Here is a 15,721-nt window from a genome sequence, read left to right as displayed (position 1 = left end):
GAGCCGGGGCCTAGCTCTTCCTGACGGCCCTCAGCACGACGAACTTCGGGTCGCTCGCGACGAGTTCGGCATTGCCGAACAGCCGCTTCAGCTTCACGTGGTAGCCGAGGTGGCGGTTGCCGACCACCCACAGTTCGCCGCCCGGCCGCAGCGCGCGCTTCGCCCCGGTGAACATCCGCCACGCCGTCGCGTCCGTCGTCGCCTGGTGGGAGTGGAACGGCGGGTTGTTCAGAACCAGGTCCACACTGCCGGGCGCCACCCCGGCCAGCCCGTCCCCGACCCGGAACTCGGCGTGCCCGGGCACCCCGTTGGCCTTGTACGTCGCCTCCGCCGAGGCCACCGCCTGGAACGACTCGTCCACGAACAGCACTTCGGCCGCCGGATCGGCCAGCGCCACCGCCGTACCCACCACGCCGTTGCCGCAGCCCAGGTCCACCACCCGGCCCGCGCCCGGACCGGGCAGGTGCTGGAGGAGGAAGCGGGTGCCGATGTCCAGCCGGTCGGCGCAGAAGACGCCTGCGTGATTGACGACCGTGCGCCCCGACACCGCGCCGACCCCGCCCGGCAGGGCGTAGCTGTACGGCCACGGGTTAGCGGGCCGCTCCCGCGCCGGGTCCGGGATGCAGAAGATCAGCCGGGCCTTCTGCTGCGCCAGCGACGTCCGGGTCGGCCCGATGATCCGCTCGAACAGCTCCAGCGTCGAGGTGTGGATCTCCTTCACCATCCCGGTGCCGACGACGACGCTGCCCGCGTGCAGGCCGGGCGCCAGCCGCAGCAACTGGTCCTCCAGCAGCGCCAGGCTCTTCGGCACCCGCACCAGCAGCGTGTCGACCCGCTCCGGCGGCGCGTCCTGCGTGGTGAGCAGCCGGACGGCACCCGGCTCGACACCGGCCCGTGCCAGGTTCGCCCGGGTCGCCTCCCGGCTCAGGAAGGAATCGGTGATCTGCACCGGCCGGTGCGCGGCCAGCGCCGTGACCAGCGCACCCCAGCGGTCCCCGACCACCACGACCGTGCCCGACAACGGCACCTTCTCCTCGGCCAGATGCCGCAGCAGATACGCGTCGGAGGCGTCCCAGGCACGCAGCCGGTCGCGGGGATCCTCGGGGAAGCGGGTCAGCGCGACCTCGCCCCACGGTGTCGTCATAGGGTCGCTCATCGTGTGTCCAGGCTATCCGAGCCGCAGCTCAGGGCTGGTGCGACGGACCTGCGGCAGTATGGAGCGCATGGACGTGGAGCTGTTTCCCCGGGAGCGCGCGGAGATCGCCGCGGGCGCCGTGCACGCCCCGGACTGGCTGGACGAAGCGCGGCAGCGCGACCTGCTCGCCGCCTGCCGGGAGTGGGCGCGCCCCCCGGCCGGGCTGCGCACGGTCCGCACCCCGGGCGGCGGCACGATGACCGCGCGCCAGGTCTGCCTCGGCTGGCACTGGTACCCGTACGCCTACACCCGCACGGTCGTCGACGGCGACGGCACGCCCGTGAAACCGTTCCCGGCCTGGCTCGGCGAGCTGGGACACCGGGCGGTGGCCGACACCCTCGGCCCGGACGCCGTCCCCGACGCGCCGTACGACATCGCACTGATCAACTTCTACGACGGCGACGCCCGCATGGGCATGCACCGGGACAGCGACGAGAAGTCGGACGCGCCGGTGGTCTCGCTGAGCCTCGGCGACAGCTGCGTGTTCCGCTTCGGCAACACGCGGACGCGGGCGAAGCCGTACACCGACGTCGACCTGCGCAGCGGTGACCTGTTCGTCTTCGGCGGCCCGTCCCGGCTCGCCTACCACGGTGTGCCGCGGGTCCAGCCGGGCACCGCACCGCAGGGGCTGGGCCTCACCGGCCGGCTGAACGTCACCTTGCGCGTGAGTGGCCTCTAGCCGGCAGGCACACGCCACCCAAGCTGCGGATCATGGGAGACTCACCCCTATGAGCGGCAAGGCGGATCCCCGGACAGCGGGGGAGAGGACCACCTCGAGGGCGCGGCTGGACCGGGGACGCGGTGCGCTCGGACCCGCGCTGGAGCTGGTGCACACCGGGCGGGCCCCCACCCGGGCCGTGCTCACCGCCGAACTCGGTGTCACCCGGGCGACGGCCGGCGCGGTGGCCGCCGAGCTGGAGGCGCTCGGCCTGATCACGGTGGACGCCCGGCCCGGCTCGGCGGCCGGCTCCCAGGGGCGCCCCTCGCACCGGCTGGACGTCGCCGAGGACGGCCCCGTGGCACTCGCGGCACAGATCCACGCCGACGGCTTCCGGGCCGCGCTGGTCGGTCTCGGCGGACGGATCGTGGCGACCGCACCCGGCTGCGAAACCGTCGAGGCCGACCCGGCGAAGGTGCTCGGCTCCGTGGTCGAGGCGGGCGCGGAGCTGCTGCGCACGACCGGCCGGCGCTGCGTCGGCGCCGGACTCGCCGTGCCGTCCGCCGTCGCCGAACCCGGCGGCCTGGCCCTCAACCCCCTGCACCTGGCCTGGCCCGTCGGCGCCCCCGTCACACGGACCTTCGCCGAGTGCGTACGCGCCGCCGGCATCACCGGACCCGCGTTCGCGGCCAACGACGTCAACCTCGCCGCGCTCGCCGAGCACCGGCACGGCGCCGGCCGGGGCGCGCGGGACCTGCTGTGCGTCGCCACCGGACACCGGGGCGTCGGCGGCGCGCTCGTCCTCGACGGCCGCCTGCACACCGGCAGTTCAGGGCTCGCCCTGGAGGTCGGCCACCTCACCGTCAACCCGGAGGGCCGCCCCTGCCACTGCGGCAGCCGCGGCTGCCTGGACGTGGAGGCCGACCCGCTGGCCCTGCTCATGGAGGCCGGCCGTGAACCCGGCCCCGAGGTGTCGCTGCTCCAGCAGGCCAACGACCTGCTGCGCACGCGGTACGACGACAGGGCCGTCCGCACCGCCGCCGAAGCCCTCATCGACCGCCTCGGCCTCGGTCTCGCCGGCCTCGTCAACATCCTCAACCCCGACCGCATCATCCTCGGCGGCCTCCACCGCACCCTCCTGGACGCCGACCCCGCCCGGCTCCGCGCGGTGGTCGCCGACCGCAGTCTGTGGGGCCAGAGCGGCGGCGTCCCCATCCTCCCGTGCACCCTCGACCACAACAGCCTGGTCGGCGCCGCCGAACTGGCCTGGCAGCCGGTCCTGGACGACCCACTGGGCGCGCTGACCGCGGACGCGTAGGCGGTCTGCGGTGGACAGGCCGGCACCGACCGGGCCGGCCGCCCGCGGCGACCGGCGTGAGAGCATCCGTCCATGAGCAGCGACCCGGAAGTGAGTGCTCTCGCGATCAACGTCACGATCCCTCAGGCGCTCCGCTGGACGGACACCCGGCGCGGTGAGGTGTTCCGGCTGACCACCCTGAACGTCCGGCTCCTCCCGGACGGTCACCTCGCCGTCAAGGCCTATGGCCGGCCGGTCGGCGGCGGCCGGGGAGCATACGTCTCGTTCCCCGTCCCCGACGAACCCGAACTGGCGTCCCTGATCGCCGACGCCGCCGACCACGCCGGGGCGCTGTGGGCCGGCCATCGTGGTCCGGGCCCGGCTCGGTTCGGGCGGAAGGCGGACGAGGACAGTTCCTGACTCCTCCCGCCGGCTCGGCTCACCCCCGGGCCGGTGACCAGTCGGCGGCGAACGCCCGCGCCGGATGCTCCGTGAGCATGCGGTCCACCAGGTCCGCGCCCACCGCCTCCGCCAGCCGAGCGCGTACCCGGCGCAGCAGGTACGGCATCCCTGGACCGCCGTCGACCGAGCGTGCCCCGGCGGTCACCGTGTCCCCGCCGAGCAGCAGCCGGTCCCCGAACCCCGCCTCCGCCAGGGCCCGTACCGCCTCCGGCATGCGCCAGTCGGTGGCGTGGTGGGCGCGGGACGGCCCGTCGAAGGCCAGCCAGCAGCCCGACCCGGCCGCCTGCCGGTGCTCGACCGGGTCGGGGGCGCGGTTCAGATGCCCCAGGATCACCCGCTCACCGGGCACGCCCAACTCGCCGCACAGCAGGTCGAGTACCTCCAGGGCACCGGTGCCCTGCTCCAGGTGTACGGCGATGGGCGCACCGGTGGCGTGATGCGCCTCGGCCGCCGCCGTCATGGTCCAGCGGGCGTGCTTGTCGAGGGTGTGGAAGCCGCCGGCCACCTTGACGAGCCCGGCGCGCACCCCCGTCCTGCCGATGCCGTCGGTGAGTTCGGAGACGAACAGCGCGGCGAGCCGCCCGCCGCTCACCCGGGCGAGCGACTCCGGTGCGTAGTGTGCCGCTTGGTGCAGGCCCGTCGCGCAGACCAGGTGGACCCCCGTCGTCCGGGACAGCGCCGGCAGATCCGCCGCGTGCCGTCCCATGCCGTACGGCGTCCACTGCACGACGGCCGCGCCGCCCGCCGCGCGGAAGGCCTCCAACTCGGCCCGCGCCGCGGGGAGGTCGTCCAGTTCCTGTCCGGGCAGCCGCGGGCTGCGCAGGAAGAGATGGTCGTGCGCGTCGCACACCCCCAGCTCCGCGGCCGGGATGTCACCGAGGACCGTACGGACGTGTCTCACCACTGCCGTCCGCGCGGAAGACGGTCCCGGCCCGGGGCGGACACATGCAGCACCTCGAAGACATCCCCGTCGGCCTTCGCGGTGGCGTGCTCCCAGAGGGAGAAGTGCACCAGCTCCCAGCTGTGCGGGTCCACGGCCGCCGCGGCGAGCACGGCACCGTCCTCGCCGGCCAGCCGTTCCGCCTCGGCCACCGCGTCCTCCATCAGCGCCGACAACTCGACACCCTCCGGAACCGGTTGCCGCCGCCGTACGGCGAACGCGGCGTGCGCGCCGGTGCCTTCGGCGTACGCGAGACCGGTCCACCGCCGTACCGCGGGCCGCCCGAAGTCGTTGACGAGCCCCTGGAAGGCGCCGCCCCACAGGAAGCGGTTCATGCCGTCCACCGTGTTCCAGAGGTAGAACGGCGCGTACTGGTTCACCGGCGAGCCGTGCGCGCCGCGTTCACGTATCAGGTACGCCTTGAGACCGAGGCCCTCCCAGTCGTCCAGCAGACGGCCGACGCGGGCGACCCGGGCACGGACGACGCCCATGTCGTAGTCGGCGGGCAGGGACAACTCGTACTGCATGGCGTGCATGACGTGGTCCTTCCGTCGGGACAGGCGTGCTCAGGCGGGGTAGTCGGCGGCGGACACATGGCAGTCCCACTCGGTGGTGGTGCCGTCCGCGGCGGCCTCCACGACCGCGAGGTGCGTCATGAAGGTGCGGGGTCCGGCACCGTGCCAGTGCCATTCCCCGGGCTCGATCCACACCGTGTCGCCCGCACGGATCACCTCGGCCGTCCCGCCCTTGCGCTGCACCAGCCCCTCGCCCTCCAGGACGTGCAGCACCTGCCCGTGCGGATGCCGGTGCCAGGCCGTGTGGGCGCCCGGCGCGAAGTGGACGCTGAGCATGCGCAGCCGGGACGGGGCCGCGGGCGCGGCGATCTCGTCCAGCCAGACCGTGCCGGTGAAGTGCTCCTCGGGGCCCCGCCAGGTGTCGGGCCGCCGTCTGGTGATGTGCACGTGACTCAGTTCTCCTGTCGGGGAGTTCGGGGTGCGAGCAGGGAGAGCAGGCCGCGGACACCGGCGTCGAAGGCGGCTCGGGAGCCGGACGCGCGGGCGAGCACATAGCCGCCCTGCACGGTGGCGACGACGGCCGCGCCGATCTCCGCGCCGTCCAGTTCGGGCGGGAACTGCCCCTGCCGCTTGCCCTCTTCGACGATCCCGGCGATCCGCTCGCGGATCGCGGCGATCGTCTCGTCGACCGGCGCGCGCAGCTCGTCGCTGGCGATCACGTCCGGGTCCATGGTCAGCCGGCCGATCGGGCAGCCGCGCAGCACGTCGCGCTCGCGCAGCAGATACGCCTCGATGCGTTCGTACGGCGTGCCCGGGCCGTCGAGCACGGCCCCGGCGGTGGCCCGCAACTCCTCGGCGGTGCGCCGGATCGCCGCCAGGGCGAGGTCGGGCTTGCCCTTGAAGTGGTGGTACATGCTGCCCTGGCCGGCCTCCGCGCGCTCCAGGATCGCCTTGGGGCTGGTGCCCACGTATCCGCGCTCCCACAGCAACTCGCGAGTGGACTCGATCAGTCGTTCCGGGGTGCTCATGCGCTCACTGTACATACTAGTAGTTACAGAAGCCAGGCCCCGTGGCGCGCAGGCGCCCGCCGGCGCCGCCCGTCCGGGCCGGACAGGCACCTTCACGCGGCTCGGCCGCACCGCCGGGAGCGGTGCGGCGTGACCTCGTGCCGGGGCACGAGTCGTCGAGGTCCACGGCGTGACCTCGTGCCGGGGCACGAGTCGTCGAGGTCCACGGCGTGACCTCGTGCCGGGGCACGAGTCGTCGCGGTCCACAGCCGTCCTCGGCCGTGGCTACGGGAACGGCCGCCGTCCGGTCAGCCGGGCACGGCCGTCCGTGCGGGGGTCCGTGTCCCGGTCGCGCCGGCGGGCTCCACGGCGGGCGGGGGAGCCGGGGCGACGGGTGCCGTACTCCCGACCGGACTCACGCCACCGACGGGACCCCCTGCGTCCCCGGCCCCCGCGACCCGGGTCCCGGCACCGGCCGGAGTCCCGGTACTCGCGACCGGAGCCCCGGCTCCCACGGGAGCCCCGGCGCCCACCGGAGTCCCCGTACCGACCCCGGCCCCCGCGACCCGGGTCCCGGCACCGGCCGGAGTCCCGGTACTCGCGACCGGAGCCCCGGCTCCCACGGGAGCTCCTGCTCCCACCGGAGTCCCCGCACCGACCGGCGTCCGGGCCGGCGCCGGAGTTCCCGAAGGCACGGCCGTCCGGGCCGGAACCGAGGCCGGAGCCGGAGCCGAGGCCGGAATCGAAGCCCCGGCAGCAGCCACAACCGCCGGCGCCGGCGCCGCCCGTACCGCACCCCGTGGCGGCCCGGCCGGACGGCTGTGCGTCACCGGAGGTGCCGGCAGCGTGAACCAGACGATCTTGCCGTTCTCGCCGTCCGGCCGGGCGCCCCAACTCTCGCTCACCGCGGCCACCATCGCCAGGCCCCGCCCGCAGGTGGGCAGTGGCGTGACGTCCGCCGGGTCGGCGATGCCGGCCGGCGCGATGACGGACCTCGCGTCCGTGGCACCGCCCGGAAGCGCATCGGCCGCCGGGGCACCGCCCGGACGCGCATCGGCCGACAGCACGGCGGCGGGCGCCTCGGCCGGTACCGGAAGCCGTGGATCGTGGTCGCGTACCGAGACGGTGAGCCGGTCCGCGAGCAGTTCCAGCTCGACGGTGCACGACTTGTCGGGCCGGGCGTGCCGGTGGACGTTGCTCAGCAACTCCGTCACACCGAGCGCGGCCCGGTCTATCAACGGGTCCATGTGCCAGTAGCGCAACTGCGCAGATACGATTCTGCGGACCTGACCGATCCGCGACGGCAGGGCCTGGAGTTCCACTGTGCAGTGCCTGCTTGGGTGAGTGATCACGGCTGCGACTCCCCGATGTGAGGTCCGAAAGAACCGGATGAACACGGAGAACAACGGATCCAGCAGGGTGCTTGCGTCCAAACGTCCGCCTGCTGTCGTGGCCGGCGGGCTGGTTCGCAGCGTTATCGCCGGTAAACCCAGAGTGACGTGACATCAGCGTGACGCAGCGGATGCGCTCACGCAACTCGCCGCGACGGTGCGCTGCTCAGCCGCGGTCTCCCGCCGCCCGGCGTACCGCCTCGATGAACCGCCGCGCCGCGGGCGGCCCGGGCCGGCCCGGCGCCGGGTCCTGCTCGCCGAGTGTCAGCAGATACCGCGTGCCGTTGACGTCGGCCAGCGCCCGGCCGTCCGGCGCGAACCACGGCTTGGACGCGCGCACCGCCTGTACCGGCGCGCTGTCGATCTCGCTGCCGTAGCTGGTGAGCAGCTCCAGCCTGCCGTCGCTGATCCGGACCTGTCCGGCCCGGGTGAGCGAACGCAGCCGCTTGCCGATCCGTACGCCCGTGGCCGTGAACTCCGGTTCCGCCATGTCCTGCCGCCCCCTCGCGGTGTCTCCGTGGTCCGTGTGCGCCCCCGTTCGGGACGGTCGTCCCGTCGCGTGCAGTCTGCCTGGATGCGGCGCGGAGCACCAGTACGCGCGGGGTGTGTGCGACAGACTCCGGGAGCGTGTGCGCCCATGCGCCCCCAGCACCCTCGCACACCCGTGCCCCAGCGTGGCTTTGGGTGGCTCAAAGATGCGTTTATGCAGGTGGGAAGCGGTGTGAAAGGTGCCTATGCTCGAAGGTGCCGGCCGTGCGAGGCGCCGTCGGCGACCAGCGTAAGGAGCCCCCGTCGTGAGCACCACCCATCAGACCAGGACCGGCGCCACCCTCGACGTCGACCGCAGTGACGCCGCCTACCGAGGCTGGCTGAAAGAAGCCGTCCGCAAGGTGCAGGCCGACGCCAACCGCTCGGCGGACACGCACCTGCTGCGCTTCCCGCTGCCCGAGCGGTGGGGCATCGACCTCTATCTGAAGGACGAGTCGACCCACCCGACCGGCAGCCTCAAGCACCGGCTCGCCCGGTCCCTGTTCCTCTACGGCCTCTGCAACGGCTGGGTCCGCCCGGACCGCCCGGTGATCGAGGCCTCCAGTGGCTCGACGGCGGTATCGGAGGCGTATTTCGCGAAGCTGATCGGGGTGCCGTTCATCGCGGTCATGCCGCGCACGACGAGCGCCGAGAAGATCCGGCTGATCGAGTTCCACGGCGGACGGTGCCACTTCGTGGACGACTCCCGGAAGATGTACGAGGAGTCGGCCCGGCTCGCGGTGGAGACCGGCGGCCACTACATGGACCAGTTCACCTACGCCGAGCGGGCCACGGACTGGCGCGGCAACAACAACATCGCCGAATCGATCTTCCGTCAGCTGCGACTGGAGCGGTTCCCGGAGCCGGCCTGGATCGTCGCGACGGCCGGCACCGGCGGCACCTCCGCGACGCTCGCGCGCTATGTGCACTACATGCAGTACGACACCCGGATCTGCGTCGCCGACCCGGAGAACTCCTGCTTCTTCGACGGCTGGACGACCGGCGACCCGGATGTCATCTGTGACCGCGGTTCGCGCATCGAGGGCATCGGCCGGCCGCGCATGGAGCCGAGCTTCGTGCCCGGCGCCGTCGACCGGATGATGAAGGTCCCGGACGCGGCCAGTGTCGCCGCCGTGCGGGCCCTGGACCGGGCCATCAACCGCAAGGCGGGCGGTTCGACCGGCACCGGGCTGTGGAGCGCCCTGAAGATCGTCGCCGAGATGGTGGCGGAGGGCCGCCGGGGCAGTGTGGTGACGCTGCTGTGCGACCCGGGGGACCGTTACCTCGACAAGTACTACTCGGACGCGTGGGTGACCGGCCAGGGGCTGGACATCACGCCGTACGCGTCGGCGATCGACTCGTTCCTGGCGACGGGGGCCTGGCCGGCCTGAGCCGGCCCCCGGGCCCGGGGGAACCGCGCCCGACGGGCGGGTGTCCGCGGTGTGTCGTTTTGAAGTCAACTCAATTGGGGCTCCAGGCAAGCGGGTTGCCTCCGTGCGACTGATAAGATCATCCCACTTTTCGGTGGGCTGACGACGTGTCATGAATGCGTCCGGGGGACAGTCTCGAAGGCACCATCGCGCTGCTCACGTTCTCGGCGCGCTGCGACGTGAAGAGAGTCTCATGACGTCATTGACCCGGGATCCACTGCTGTGGATCTTGCTTGTGGTGCTCGTCGCTGCGGTCGCCGCAGTGATGCGGGCCCGGAGAACCAACATGGCGCTCCGAAGAACGAGGAAGGACCTGGAGGCAGGACTGGGGCAGGCGCGCGGCGACGTCGGTCAGCTCCACAACCACGTCGCGGCGCTGACCGCACAGCACCAGCGCGACCTCGCCGACGTACGGGCGGACGCCGAGGCGGCGACCAAGGCGGTGCTGAAGTCCGCGATGGGAACGCTCCAGTCGCTCGCCGAGGAACAGCAGCTCCTCCTGGACACCCTGCTGAAGAAGTACGGCAACACCACCGAGGTCCTCGCCGACCTGATGTCGGTCGACCACACCGGCAGCCAGTTCGGCCGCCGCGCCAAGGGCATCTCGGTGCTGTGCGGCGGCTGGCTCGGCAGGCGGGAGGGCGCCGCCACCGTCTACGACGTCGCCCGCAGCGCCCAGGGCAGGATCAAGGACTTCGACCGGGTCGGCGTCCACTCCCAGGTCAACGTCTCCCTCGTCGGCAAGGCGGTCGAGCCGGTGGCCGTCGTCCTGGCCGAACTGCTGGACAACGCGACGACCTACAGCGCACCCGGAACCCCGGTCGAGGTCAACATCCAGACCGTGCCCACCGGTGTGTGCTTCATCGTGGACGACGCCGGACTCGGCATGGACCAGGAGACCAAGGACCGGGCTGCGGCACTGCTCAGCGTCGACGGCCCCGTCGACATCACCGGTCTCGGCGATCCGCCGCGGTTCGGCTTCGCCGTGTGCGGCATGCTCGCCGCCCGCTACGGCTTCGCCGTCTCCGTCGGTTCCGTGTCCCCCTACGGCGGAGTGCGTGCAGTGATTCGTGTCCCCGAAAGCCTCCTCGCGGCCGACGCCCCTTCCCCGGCCGCCGGCACCCAGGACGGCGCGGCCCCGCAGGCGGCCCCCCAGCGACTGGCACCCGTCCCGGTCGTGGGCCCCTCGCACGTGGTGGGCACGACCACGGGCGGCCTGCCCAAACGCCGCCGGCGCTCGGGCCCCGTCACGATGGTTCCCGCCCTCGACACCACGGGCCAGGAGGCGGCGTCCGAGCCGGCCGGCGAGGTGACGGCGTCGCGGCTCGGGGCGTTCGCACGCGGCACACACCTCGGGCGCACCACGAACACCACGGAAGGATCTGACGACCAGTGAAGACCGACCTGTCCTGGGTGCTGAACGACGTGCTCGAGGTGCGCGGAGCCCGCCACGCGATCCTCGTCTCGGGCGACGGCCTGCTGCTGCACCGCTCGGACGACATCGGACGGGACGACGCGGAGACGAACGCCGCCGCGATGAGTTCCATGCAGTCGCTGAGCCGTGCCGTCGCGGGCTTCGTCGGAGCGGGACACGGCATCTGGAAGCAGACGCTGCTCGAGTACGACGGCGGCTGGATCTTCCTCATCGCCGCGGGCCAGGGCTCCTACCTCGCCGTCTCGGCCGCACCGGACGTCGACATGGAAGCCGTTTCCTTCCGCATGCAGAAGACGGTGGCCGCCCTGAGCAAGGCGATGAGTGTGGCGCCGCGTGGCGACAACGGTGTCGGCTCATGACGAAGCCCGCCGAGGAAGCCTCCGTCACCAGCGACTTCGTCCGCTCGTACGTCATCACCGGCGGCCGGACCCTGCCGGATTCGGACGACCTGGCACTGCACACCCTGGTCACCCTGGCCCCCGAGCGGACGCCTCCGCCGGGGGCCGGTCCCGAGGTGACGGCGATCTGGCACCTGTGCGCGGGCGGCTACCTGTCGGTCGCCGAGGTGGCCGGCCACCTGGAACTGCCGGTGGGAGTGGCCCGGCTGCTGCTGACCGACTTATTCGAGCAGGGCCACCTCCTGCGCCGCGCCGAGCCGCCCCGGGCTCAGAACGTTGACAGAGCGACCCTCGAGAAGGTTCTGAATGGACTCCAATCCCTCATCGGCTGAGACGGCCCCTGGATCCATCTACGTCTCCAGCGCGGTGACCAACGCGGCCAAGATCCTGGTAGTCGGGCATTTCGCCGTGGGCAAGACGACGTTCATCGGCTCGCTGTCGGAGATCACCCCGCTGCGCACCGAGGAGAAGATGACGCAGGCGTCGCTCCACGTGGACGACCTCAGGGGCGTGACCGGCAAGTCCACCACCACCGTGGCCCTGGACTTCGGCCGGCTGACACTCAGCGACGACCTCGTGCTGTACCTGTTCGGCACGCCCGGACAGCAGCGTTTCATGCAGCTGTGGGAGGACATGGCCCGTGGCGCGCTGGGCGCGCTGCTGCTGGTCGACCCCGCCCGGCTGGAGGAGACCTTCCCCGTCATCGACCTCGTCGAGCGGTACGGACTCGAGTACGCCATCGCGGTCAACAGCTTCGGTGCCGACACGGCGTACGCGGAGGCGGAGGTGCGCGAGGCCCTCGACCTGCTCCCGGACACGCCCGTCGTCTACTGCGACGCCCGCGACCGGCAGTCCTCCGCCCACGCGCTCATCGCGCTCGTGCGTCACCTGCTCACCCGAGCCGCCTGACACGCCCCATCGCCCGGACCATCGGCCGCGGGCCAGCAGAAGGAACCTCATGGACCGTCAGTCAGTCAGCGCCCCCACCGGCGCAAGATGCCCCCTGCACGACGCCGCGTTCGCCGCCGACCCCCAGCAGGTCTACGACCGGGTGCGCGCCCACGGCCCGGCCGGGCCCGTCGAACTCGCACCCGGCGTCGACGCCACCCTGGTCGTCGGGCACGAGACGGCCCTGCGCGTACTGCAGAACTCCACGCTCTTCGCCCGGGACGCCCGCCGCTGGAAGGCGCTGAACGAAGGCCGCATCGGACTGGACCACCCGGTGCTGCCGATGATGGCGTACCGGCCCAACTGCCTCTTCACCGACGGCGCCGTGCACCTGCGGCTGCGCAAGGCCGTCACCGACAGCCTCGCCCGGCTCAACATGACCCGCGTCCGCCGCGACGTCGAGCCCATCGCCGACTACCTCATCGACCGGTTCAGCGAGCGCGGCCGGGCCGACCTCCTCAACGACTACGCCAAACTGCTGCCGCTGCTGCTGTTCAACCAGCTCTTCGGCTGCCCGCCGGACATCGGTGACACCCTCACCAGCGCCATGTCGGCGATCTTCGACGGCCGGGACGCCCTGCGCGCCAACGAGGAACTCACCGCCTGCCTCATGGAGCTGATCGCCCTCAAGCGCCGCAGGGCCGGCGACGACGTCACCTCCTGGCTGATCCAGCACCCCGCCGGCCTGACCGACGAGGAACTCAAGGACCAGCTGGTCATGCTGATGGGCGCCGGCGTCGAACCCGAGCGCAACCTGATCGGCAACGCCCTGCTCCTGCTGCTGGCACCCGGCGCGGGCGGGGGCGGCTCCGGCATGCTGATCGAGGAGGCGATCGACCACGTGCTGTGGAACCAGACGCCGATCGCCAACTACGCCACCCACTACCCGGTGCAGGACGTGGACCTCGGGGGAGTGGTGGCCGAGGCCAACACACCGGTCGTCATCAGCTTCGCCGCCGCCAACAGCGACCCAGCGCTGGCCGACGCCCGCCGCTCGCACAGCAAGGGCGCCCACCTGGCGTGGGGAGCCGGCCCGCACGCGTGCCCCGCCAAGGACCCGGCGCAGGTCATCGCCGTCACCGCGATCGAGAAGATCCTCAACGCCCTGCCCGACCTGACCCTGGCCGTCCACGAGAAAGACCTCCAGTGGCGGCCGGGGCCGTTCCACCGGGCCCTGGTCGCGCTGCCCGTGGCCTTCAGCCCGACCCCGGCCACCCGGACGGCCACCGCCCTCCAGGGCCGTACCGTCCCCGCCGCGGCCGAACAGCCGGTCCCCCCGGTCACGGCCACCGCCGTCCGCCCGGAGGCGCCCAGGAAGAAGGGCTTCTGGAGCAGTTTCCTGGACACCTTCCGGGTCTGATGTGCGGCATGTGACGGGAGCAACACACAGAGGCGCATGACAGGGGTGAGGGGAAGGGTAGGTTCCGGCGGTAACGGTAGCGCCCAGCCACCAAAGGAGCTTCGCGTGACCGCCGTCGGCGTCATACGCGGTACCACCACGGACCGCCGAGCCGTCATCCCCCTCCTCCGGCGCCTGCGTTCGGCCGAGGGACAGGCCGATCCCCTGCCCGTCTGGGAGGAGCTGCGCGCACTGGGTGATGTGGTGCCCGCTCCCTGGGGCGGGTACTTCGTCACCGGCTTCGACGCCTGTAGCCAGGTCCTGCGCGGCAGGAACTGGCTCGCACCGGACTTCGCCTGGCAGGAACGCCACGCGGACACGGCACGCTGGCAGGACCCGTCGACGCGGGAGATGACGCGGACGCTGTCCCGGCTCAACGCCCCCGAGCACACCGCCCAGCGGCGCGCCCTGGGCAACCTCTTCGACCGCGGCACCCTGGAGGCCCTGCGGCCCCGGATCACCGCCCACGTCACCCGGCTCCTGGACCGCCTCGACGCACAACTGCGCGCCCACGGCGAGGCCGACTTCGTCACCACGGTGAGCGACCGGCTCCCGATCCACACCGTCGGACAGTGGCTCGGCATCCCGGCCGCGGACCACCCGCGCATCCTGGACTTCACCCACCGGCAGGTCCACGCCCAGGAACTCCTCCCCACCAAGAGCGAACTGGCGGTCTCGGCGCAGGCCACCCGGGAGATGCGGGCCTACTTCACCGCCCTCCTCGCCCACCGGCGCGCCCACCCCGGCGACGACCTCCTGACCAGCTGGATACGCTACTGGGACGCCCAGTACCCCGCCGACCGCGCCACCGCCGACCAGACGCTGTACGACCTGACGATGTTCATCACCATCGCCTCCCTGGAGACCACCGCGACCCTGCTGAGCAACGCGGTGTGGTTCCTCACCCAGGACCCCGCACGGGCCGACCGGCTGCGCCGGCACCCCGAACACGTCGACGACGCGATCGAGGAGTCGTTGCGCTACGACCCGCCCATCCACCTCAACTCGCGCGTCGCCGCCGCCGACACCGTCCTCGCCGGAGTCCCCGTCGCCAGGGACACCACCGTCCACGTCCTCTTCGGCGCCGCCAACCACGACCCGCGCCGCAACGAGAACCCGCACGTGTTCGACATCCGCCGCAGGGGCGGCCACCTCGCCTTCGGCGGCGGAGCCCACTACTGCCTCGGCTCGGGCCTCGCCCGCCTGGAGGCCCGGGTCCTGCTCACCCAGCTGCTGGAACGATTCCCCACTCTGCGGCCGGCCGCAGGCCCGACCTACGCGAACCGGATGGTCTTCCGGCGCGTGACCTCCCTGAGAGTGACGACATGACCGCCCTTTCCTTCACTGCTCCCCCGGCCGGCCCCGTACGGCAGACCCTGCGGACCCGCCGGGAGGGCGCCGTCCTCACCGTCGAGCTGCACACCCCCGCGGAGGGCAACACCGTCACCGACGCCCTGCTGGACGACCTCCTGGCCGTCCTCCAGGACCAGGACCCGGCGGTCCGGGTGCTCGTGCTCGCCGGCAGCGGCGACGACTTCTGTCTGGGCGGGGACCGCGGCGAGTTCAACCGGCACCTCGCCCACGACCCCACGGGCAGCGGCATCCGTCTGTCGGGGACCAAGGCACGGCGCGTCTGCGACGCCCTGACCGGGAACCCGGCCGTCACCATCGCCCGCGTCCAGGGCAAGGCCGTCGGAGCGGGCCTCGCCCTCGCGCTCGCCTGTGACCTGCGGGTCGGCTCCGAGGACGCGACCTTCCGGCTGCCCGAACTCGCCCTGGGGCTGCCCACCGCGTGGGGCGGCCTCCTGCCCCGCCTCATCAGCGAGGTCGGCGCCGCACGCGTCCGCGAACTCGTCCTCACCGGGCGGGCCTTCACCGCGGCGGAAGCCCTGTCCCTGTCTGTCCTCCAGAAGGTCGTGTCCGCTCAGGAACTCGACGCGGCCGTCCACGCGTGGGCCGGGCCCGTCGTCCGCCGCCCCCCGGCGGCACTGCGCGTCACCAAGGCCCTGCTCAACTCGCTGTCCGCCGGCTCGCGCCTGGCCGACACCTCCGCGCTCGACGCGGAACTGATGGCAGCGGTCGTCGCCGAACTGCACCACTCCCGCGGCACCGTCTGAT

The 15,721-nt window shown here is 72.6% G+C and carries 17 protein-coding genes and 1 pseudogene; 11 read left to right on the top strand and 7 right to left on the bottom strand.

The window, feature by feature from the left end; translation table 11 throughout:
* Positions 1-10: 10 nt before the first annotated feature.
* Positions 11-1,144, bottom strand: a complete 1,134-nt coding sequence (locus ABZ117_RS23655) for a methyltransferase (RefSeq protein WP_356823733.1) — start codon at positions 1,142-1,144, stop codon at positions 11-13.
* Between the two features lie 79 nt (positions 1,145-1,223).
* On the opposite strand from ABZ117_RS23655, the gene ABZ117_RS23650 reads away from it, so the two are divergent.
* From ABZ117_RS23650 to ABZ117_RS23640, 3 genes are all read left to right on the top strand, one after another.
* Complete coding sequence (locus ABZ117_RS23650; protein ID WP_356823731.1) at positions 1,224-1,874, top strand: alpha-ketoglutarate-dependent dioxygenase AlkB; 651 nt, start codon at positions 1,224-1,226, stop codon at positions 1,872-1,874.
* A gap of 49 nt (positions 1,875-1,923) precedes the next feature.
* Positions 1,924-3,171, top strand: coding sequence for an ROK family protein (locus ABZ117_RS23645; RefSeq protein ID WP_356823729.1), 1,248 nt, complete (start codon positions 1,924-1,926; stop codon positions 3,169-3,171).
* A gap of 72 nt (positions 3,172-3,243) precedes the next feature.
* The gene (locus tag ABZ117_RS23640) at positions 3,244-3,570 is read left to right on the top strand and encodes a hypothetical protein (protein ID WP_356823728.1); all 327 of its coding nucleotides are present in this window, start codon (positions 3,244-3,246) and stop codon (positions 3,568-3,570) included.
* Positions 3,571-3,589: 19 nt separating this feature from the next.
* Here ABZ117_RS23640 and ABZ117_RS23635 read toward each other — a convergent pair whose 3' ends face one another.
* From ABZ117_RS23635 to ABZ117_RS23610, 6 genes and pseudogenes are all read right to left on the bottom strand, one after another.
* A complete protein-coding gene (locus ABZ117_RS23635; RefSeq protein ID WP_356823726.1) occupies positions 3,590-4,513 on the bottom strand; it encodes a phosphotriesterase in 924 nt (307 codons plus the stop codon).
* A complete protein-coding gene (locus ABZ117_RS23630; protein WP_356823725.1) occupies positions 4,510-5,088 on the bottom strand; it encodes a DUF4865 family protein in 579 nt (192 codons plus the stop codon). The genes ABZ117_RS23635 and ABZ117_RS23630 overlap by 4 nt, the downstream gene beginning before the upstream one ends.
* Positions 5,089-5,118: 30 nt before the next feature.
* Positions 5,119-5,514 (bottom strand): cupin domain-containing protein, encoded by a 396-nt coding sequence (locus tag ABZ117_RS23625; RefSeq protein WP_356823723.1) that lies wholly within the window; start codon positions 5,512-5,514, stop codon positions 5,119-5,121.
* Positions 5,515-5,519: 5 nt separating this feature from the next.
* Entirely contained in the window at positions 5,520-6,095 is a 576-nt protein-coding gene (locus ABZ117_RS23620; RefSeq protein ID WP_356823721.1) for a TetR/AcrR family transcriptional regulator, read from the bottom strand.
* An 818-nt stretch (positions 6,096-6,913) separates the two neighbouring features.
* Positions 6,914-7,426, bottom strand: a pseudogene (locus ABZ117_RS23615) (ATP-binding protein); the annotation flags it as partial.
* Positions 7,427-7,631: 205 nt separating this feature from the next.
* A complete protein-coding gene (locus ABZ117_RS23610; RefSeq protein WP_356823719.1) occupies positions 7,632-7,955 on the bottom strand; it encodes a hypothetical protein in 324 nt (107 codons plus the stop codon).
* Positions 7,956-8,259: 304 nt separating this feature from the next.
* On the opposite strand from ABZ117_RS23610, the gene ABZ117_RS23605 reads away from it, so the two are divergent.
* From ABZ117_RS23605 to ABZ117_RS23570, 8 genes are all read left to right on the top strand, one after another.
* Positions 8,260-9,384, top strand: a complete 1,125-nt coding sequence (locus ABZ117_RS23605; RefSeq protein ID WP_356823717.1) for a PLP-dependent cysteine synthase family protein — start codon at positions 8,260-8,262, stop codon at positions 9,382-9,384.
* Positions 9,385-9,616: 232 nt separating this feature from the next.
* Positions 9,617-10,819: an ATP-binding protein gene (locus ABZ117_RS23600; protein ID WP_356823715.1), complete on the top strand. Its 1,203-nt coding sequence runs from the start codon at positions 9,617-9,619 to the stop codon at positions 10,817-10,819.
* A complete protein-coding gene (locus ABZ117_RS23595; protein WP_356823713.1) occupies positions 10,816-11,217 on the top strand; it encodes a roadblock/LC7 domain-containing protein in 402 nt (133 codons plus the stop codon). The genes ABZ117_RS23600 and ABZ117_RS23595 overlap by 4 nt, the downstream gene beginning before the upstream one ends.
* Complete coding sequence (locus ABZ117_RS23590; RefSeq protein WP_356823711.1) at positions 11,214-11,588, top strand: DUF742 domain-containing protein; 375 nt, start codon at positions 11,214-11,216, stop codon at positions 11,586-11,588. Before ABZ117_RS23595 ends, ABZ117_RS23590 begins: the two co-directional genes overlap by 4 nt.
* Positions 11,563-12,165: an ATP/GTP-binding protein gene (locus ABZ117_RS23585; RefSeq protein WP_356823709.1), complete on the top strand. Its 603-nt coding sequence runs from the start codon at positions 11,563-11,565 to the stop codon at positions 12,163-12,165. The genes ABZ117_RS23590 and ABZ117_RS23585 overlap by 26 nt, the downstream gene beginning before the upstream one ends.
* A 49-nt stretch (positions 12,166-12,214) precedes the next feature.
* Positions 12,215-13,564, top strand: coding sequence for a cytochrome P450 (locus tag ABZ117_RS23580; protein WP_356823707.1), 1,350 nt, complete (start codon positions 12,215-12,217; stop codon positions 13,562-13,564).
* A 105-nt stretch (positions 13,565-13,669) separates the two neighbouring features.
* Entirely contained in the window at positions 13,670-14,932 is a 1,263-nt protein-coding gene (locus ABZ117_RS23575; RefSeq protein WP_356823705.1) for a cytochrome P450, read from the top strand.
* The gene (locus ABZ117_RS23570; RefSeq protein ID WP_356823703.1) at positions 14,929-15,720 is read left to right on the top strand and encodes an enoyl-CoA hydratase/isomerase family protein; all 792 of its coding nucleotides are present in this window, start codon (positions 14,929-14,931) and stop codon (positions 15,718-15,720) included. The genes ABZ117_RS23575 and ABZ117_RS23570 overlap by 4 nt, the downstream gene beginning before the upstream one ends.
* Position 15,721: the final 1 nt, after the last annotated feature.

Source organism: Streptomyces sp. NPDC006309 (genome assembly GCF_040613095.1).
GTDB lineage: Bacteria > Actinomycetota > Actinomycetes > Streptomycetales > Streptomycetaceae > Streptomyces.
This window is presented reverse-complemented; position numbering and strand designations above follow the sequence as displayed.

What these genes read in the sequence shown, in the direction of transcription:
- ABZ117_RS23620 (WP_356823721.1), bottom strand. Translation starts at nt 6,095, where the DNA reads ATGAGCACCCCGGAACGACTGATCGAGTCCACTCGCGAGTTGCTGTGG.
- ABZ117_RS23600 (WP_356823715.1), top strand. Translation starts at nt 9,617, where the DNA reads ATGACGTCATTGACCCGGGATCCACTGCTGTGGATCTTGCTTGTGGTG.
- ABZ117_RS23630 (WP_356823725.1), bottom strand. Translation starts at nt 5,088, where the DNA reads ATGCACGCCATGCAGTACGAGTTGTCCCTGCCCGCCGACTACGACATG.
- ABZ117_RS23580 (WP_356823707.1), top strand. Translation starts at nt 12,215, where the DNA reads ATGGACCGTCAGTCAGTCAGCGCCCCCACCGGCGCAAGATGCCCCCTG.
- ABZ117_RS23655 (WP_356823733.1), bottom strand. Translation starts at nt 1,144, where the DNA reads ATGACGACACCGTGGGGCGAGGTCGCGCTGACCCGCTTCCCCGAGGAT.
- ABZ117_RS23585 (WP_356823709.1), top strand. Translation starts at nt 11,563, where the DNA reads ATGGACTCCAATCCCTCATCGGCTGAGACGGCCCCTGGATCCATCTAC.
- ABZ117_RS23570 (WP_356823703.1), top strand. Translation starts at nt 14,929, where the DNA reads ATGACCGCCCTTTCCTTCACTGCTCCCCCGGCCGGCCCCGTACGGCAG.
- ABZ117_RS23640 (WP_356823728.1), top strand. Translation starts at nt 3,244, where the DNA reads ATGAGCAGCGACCCGGAAGTGAGTGCTCTCGCGATCAACGTCACGATC.
- ABZ117_RS23590 (WP_356823711.1), top strand. Translation starts at nt 11,214, where the DNA reads ATGACGAAGCCCGCCGAGGAAGCCTCCGTCACCAGCGACTTCGTCCGC.
- ABZ117_RS23610 (WP_356823719.1), bottom strand. Translation starts at nt 7,955, where the DNA reads ATGGCGGAACCGGAGTTCACGGCCACGGGCGTACGGATCGGCAAGCGG.
- ABZ117_RS23645 (WP_356823729.1), top strand. Translation starts at nt 1,924, where the DNA reads ATGAGCGGCAAGGCGGATCCCCGGACAGCGGGGGAGAGGACCACCTCG.
- ABZ117_RS23650 (WP_356823731.1), top strand. Translation starts at nt 1,224, where the DNA reads ATGGACGTGGAGCTGTTTCCCCGGGAGCGCGCGGAGATCGCCGCGGGC.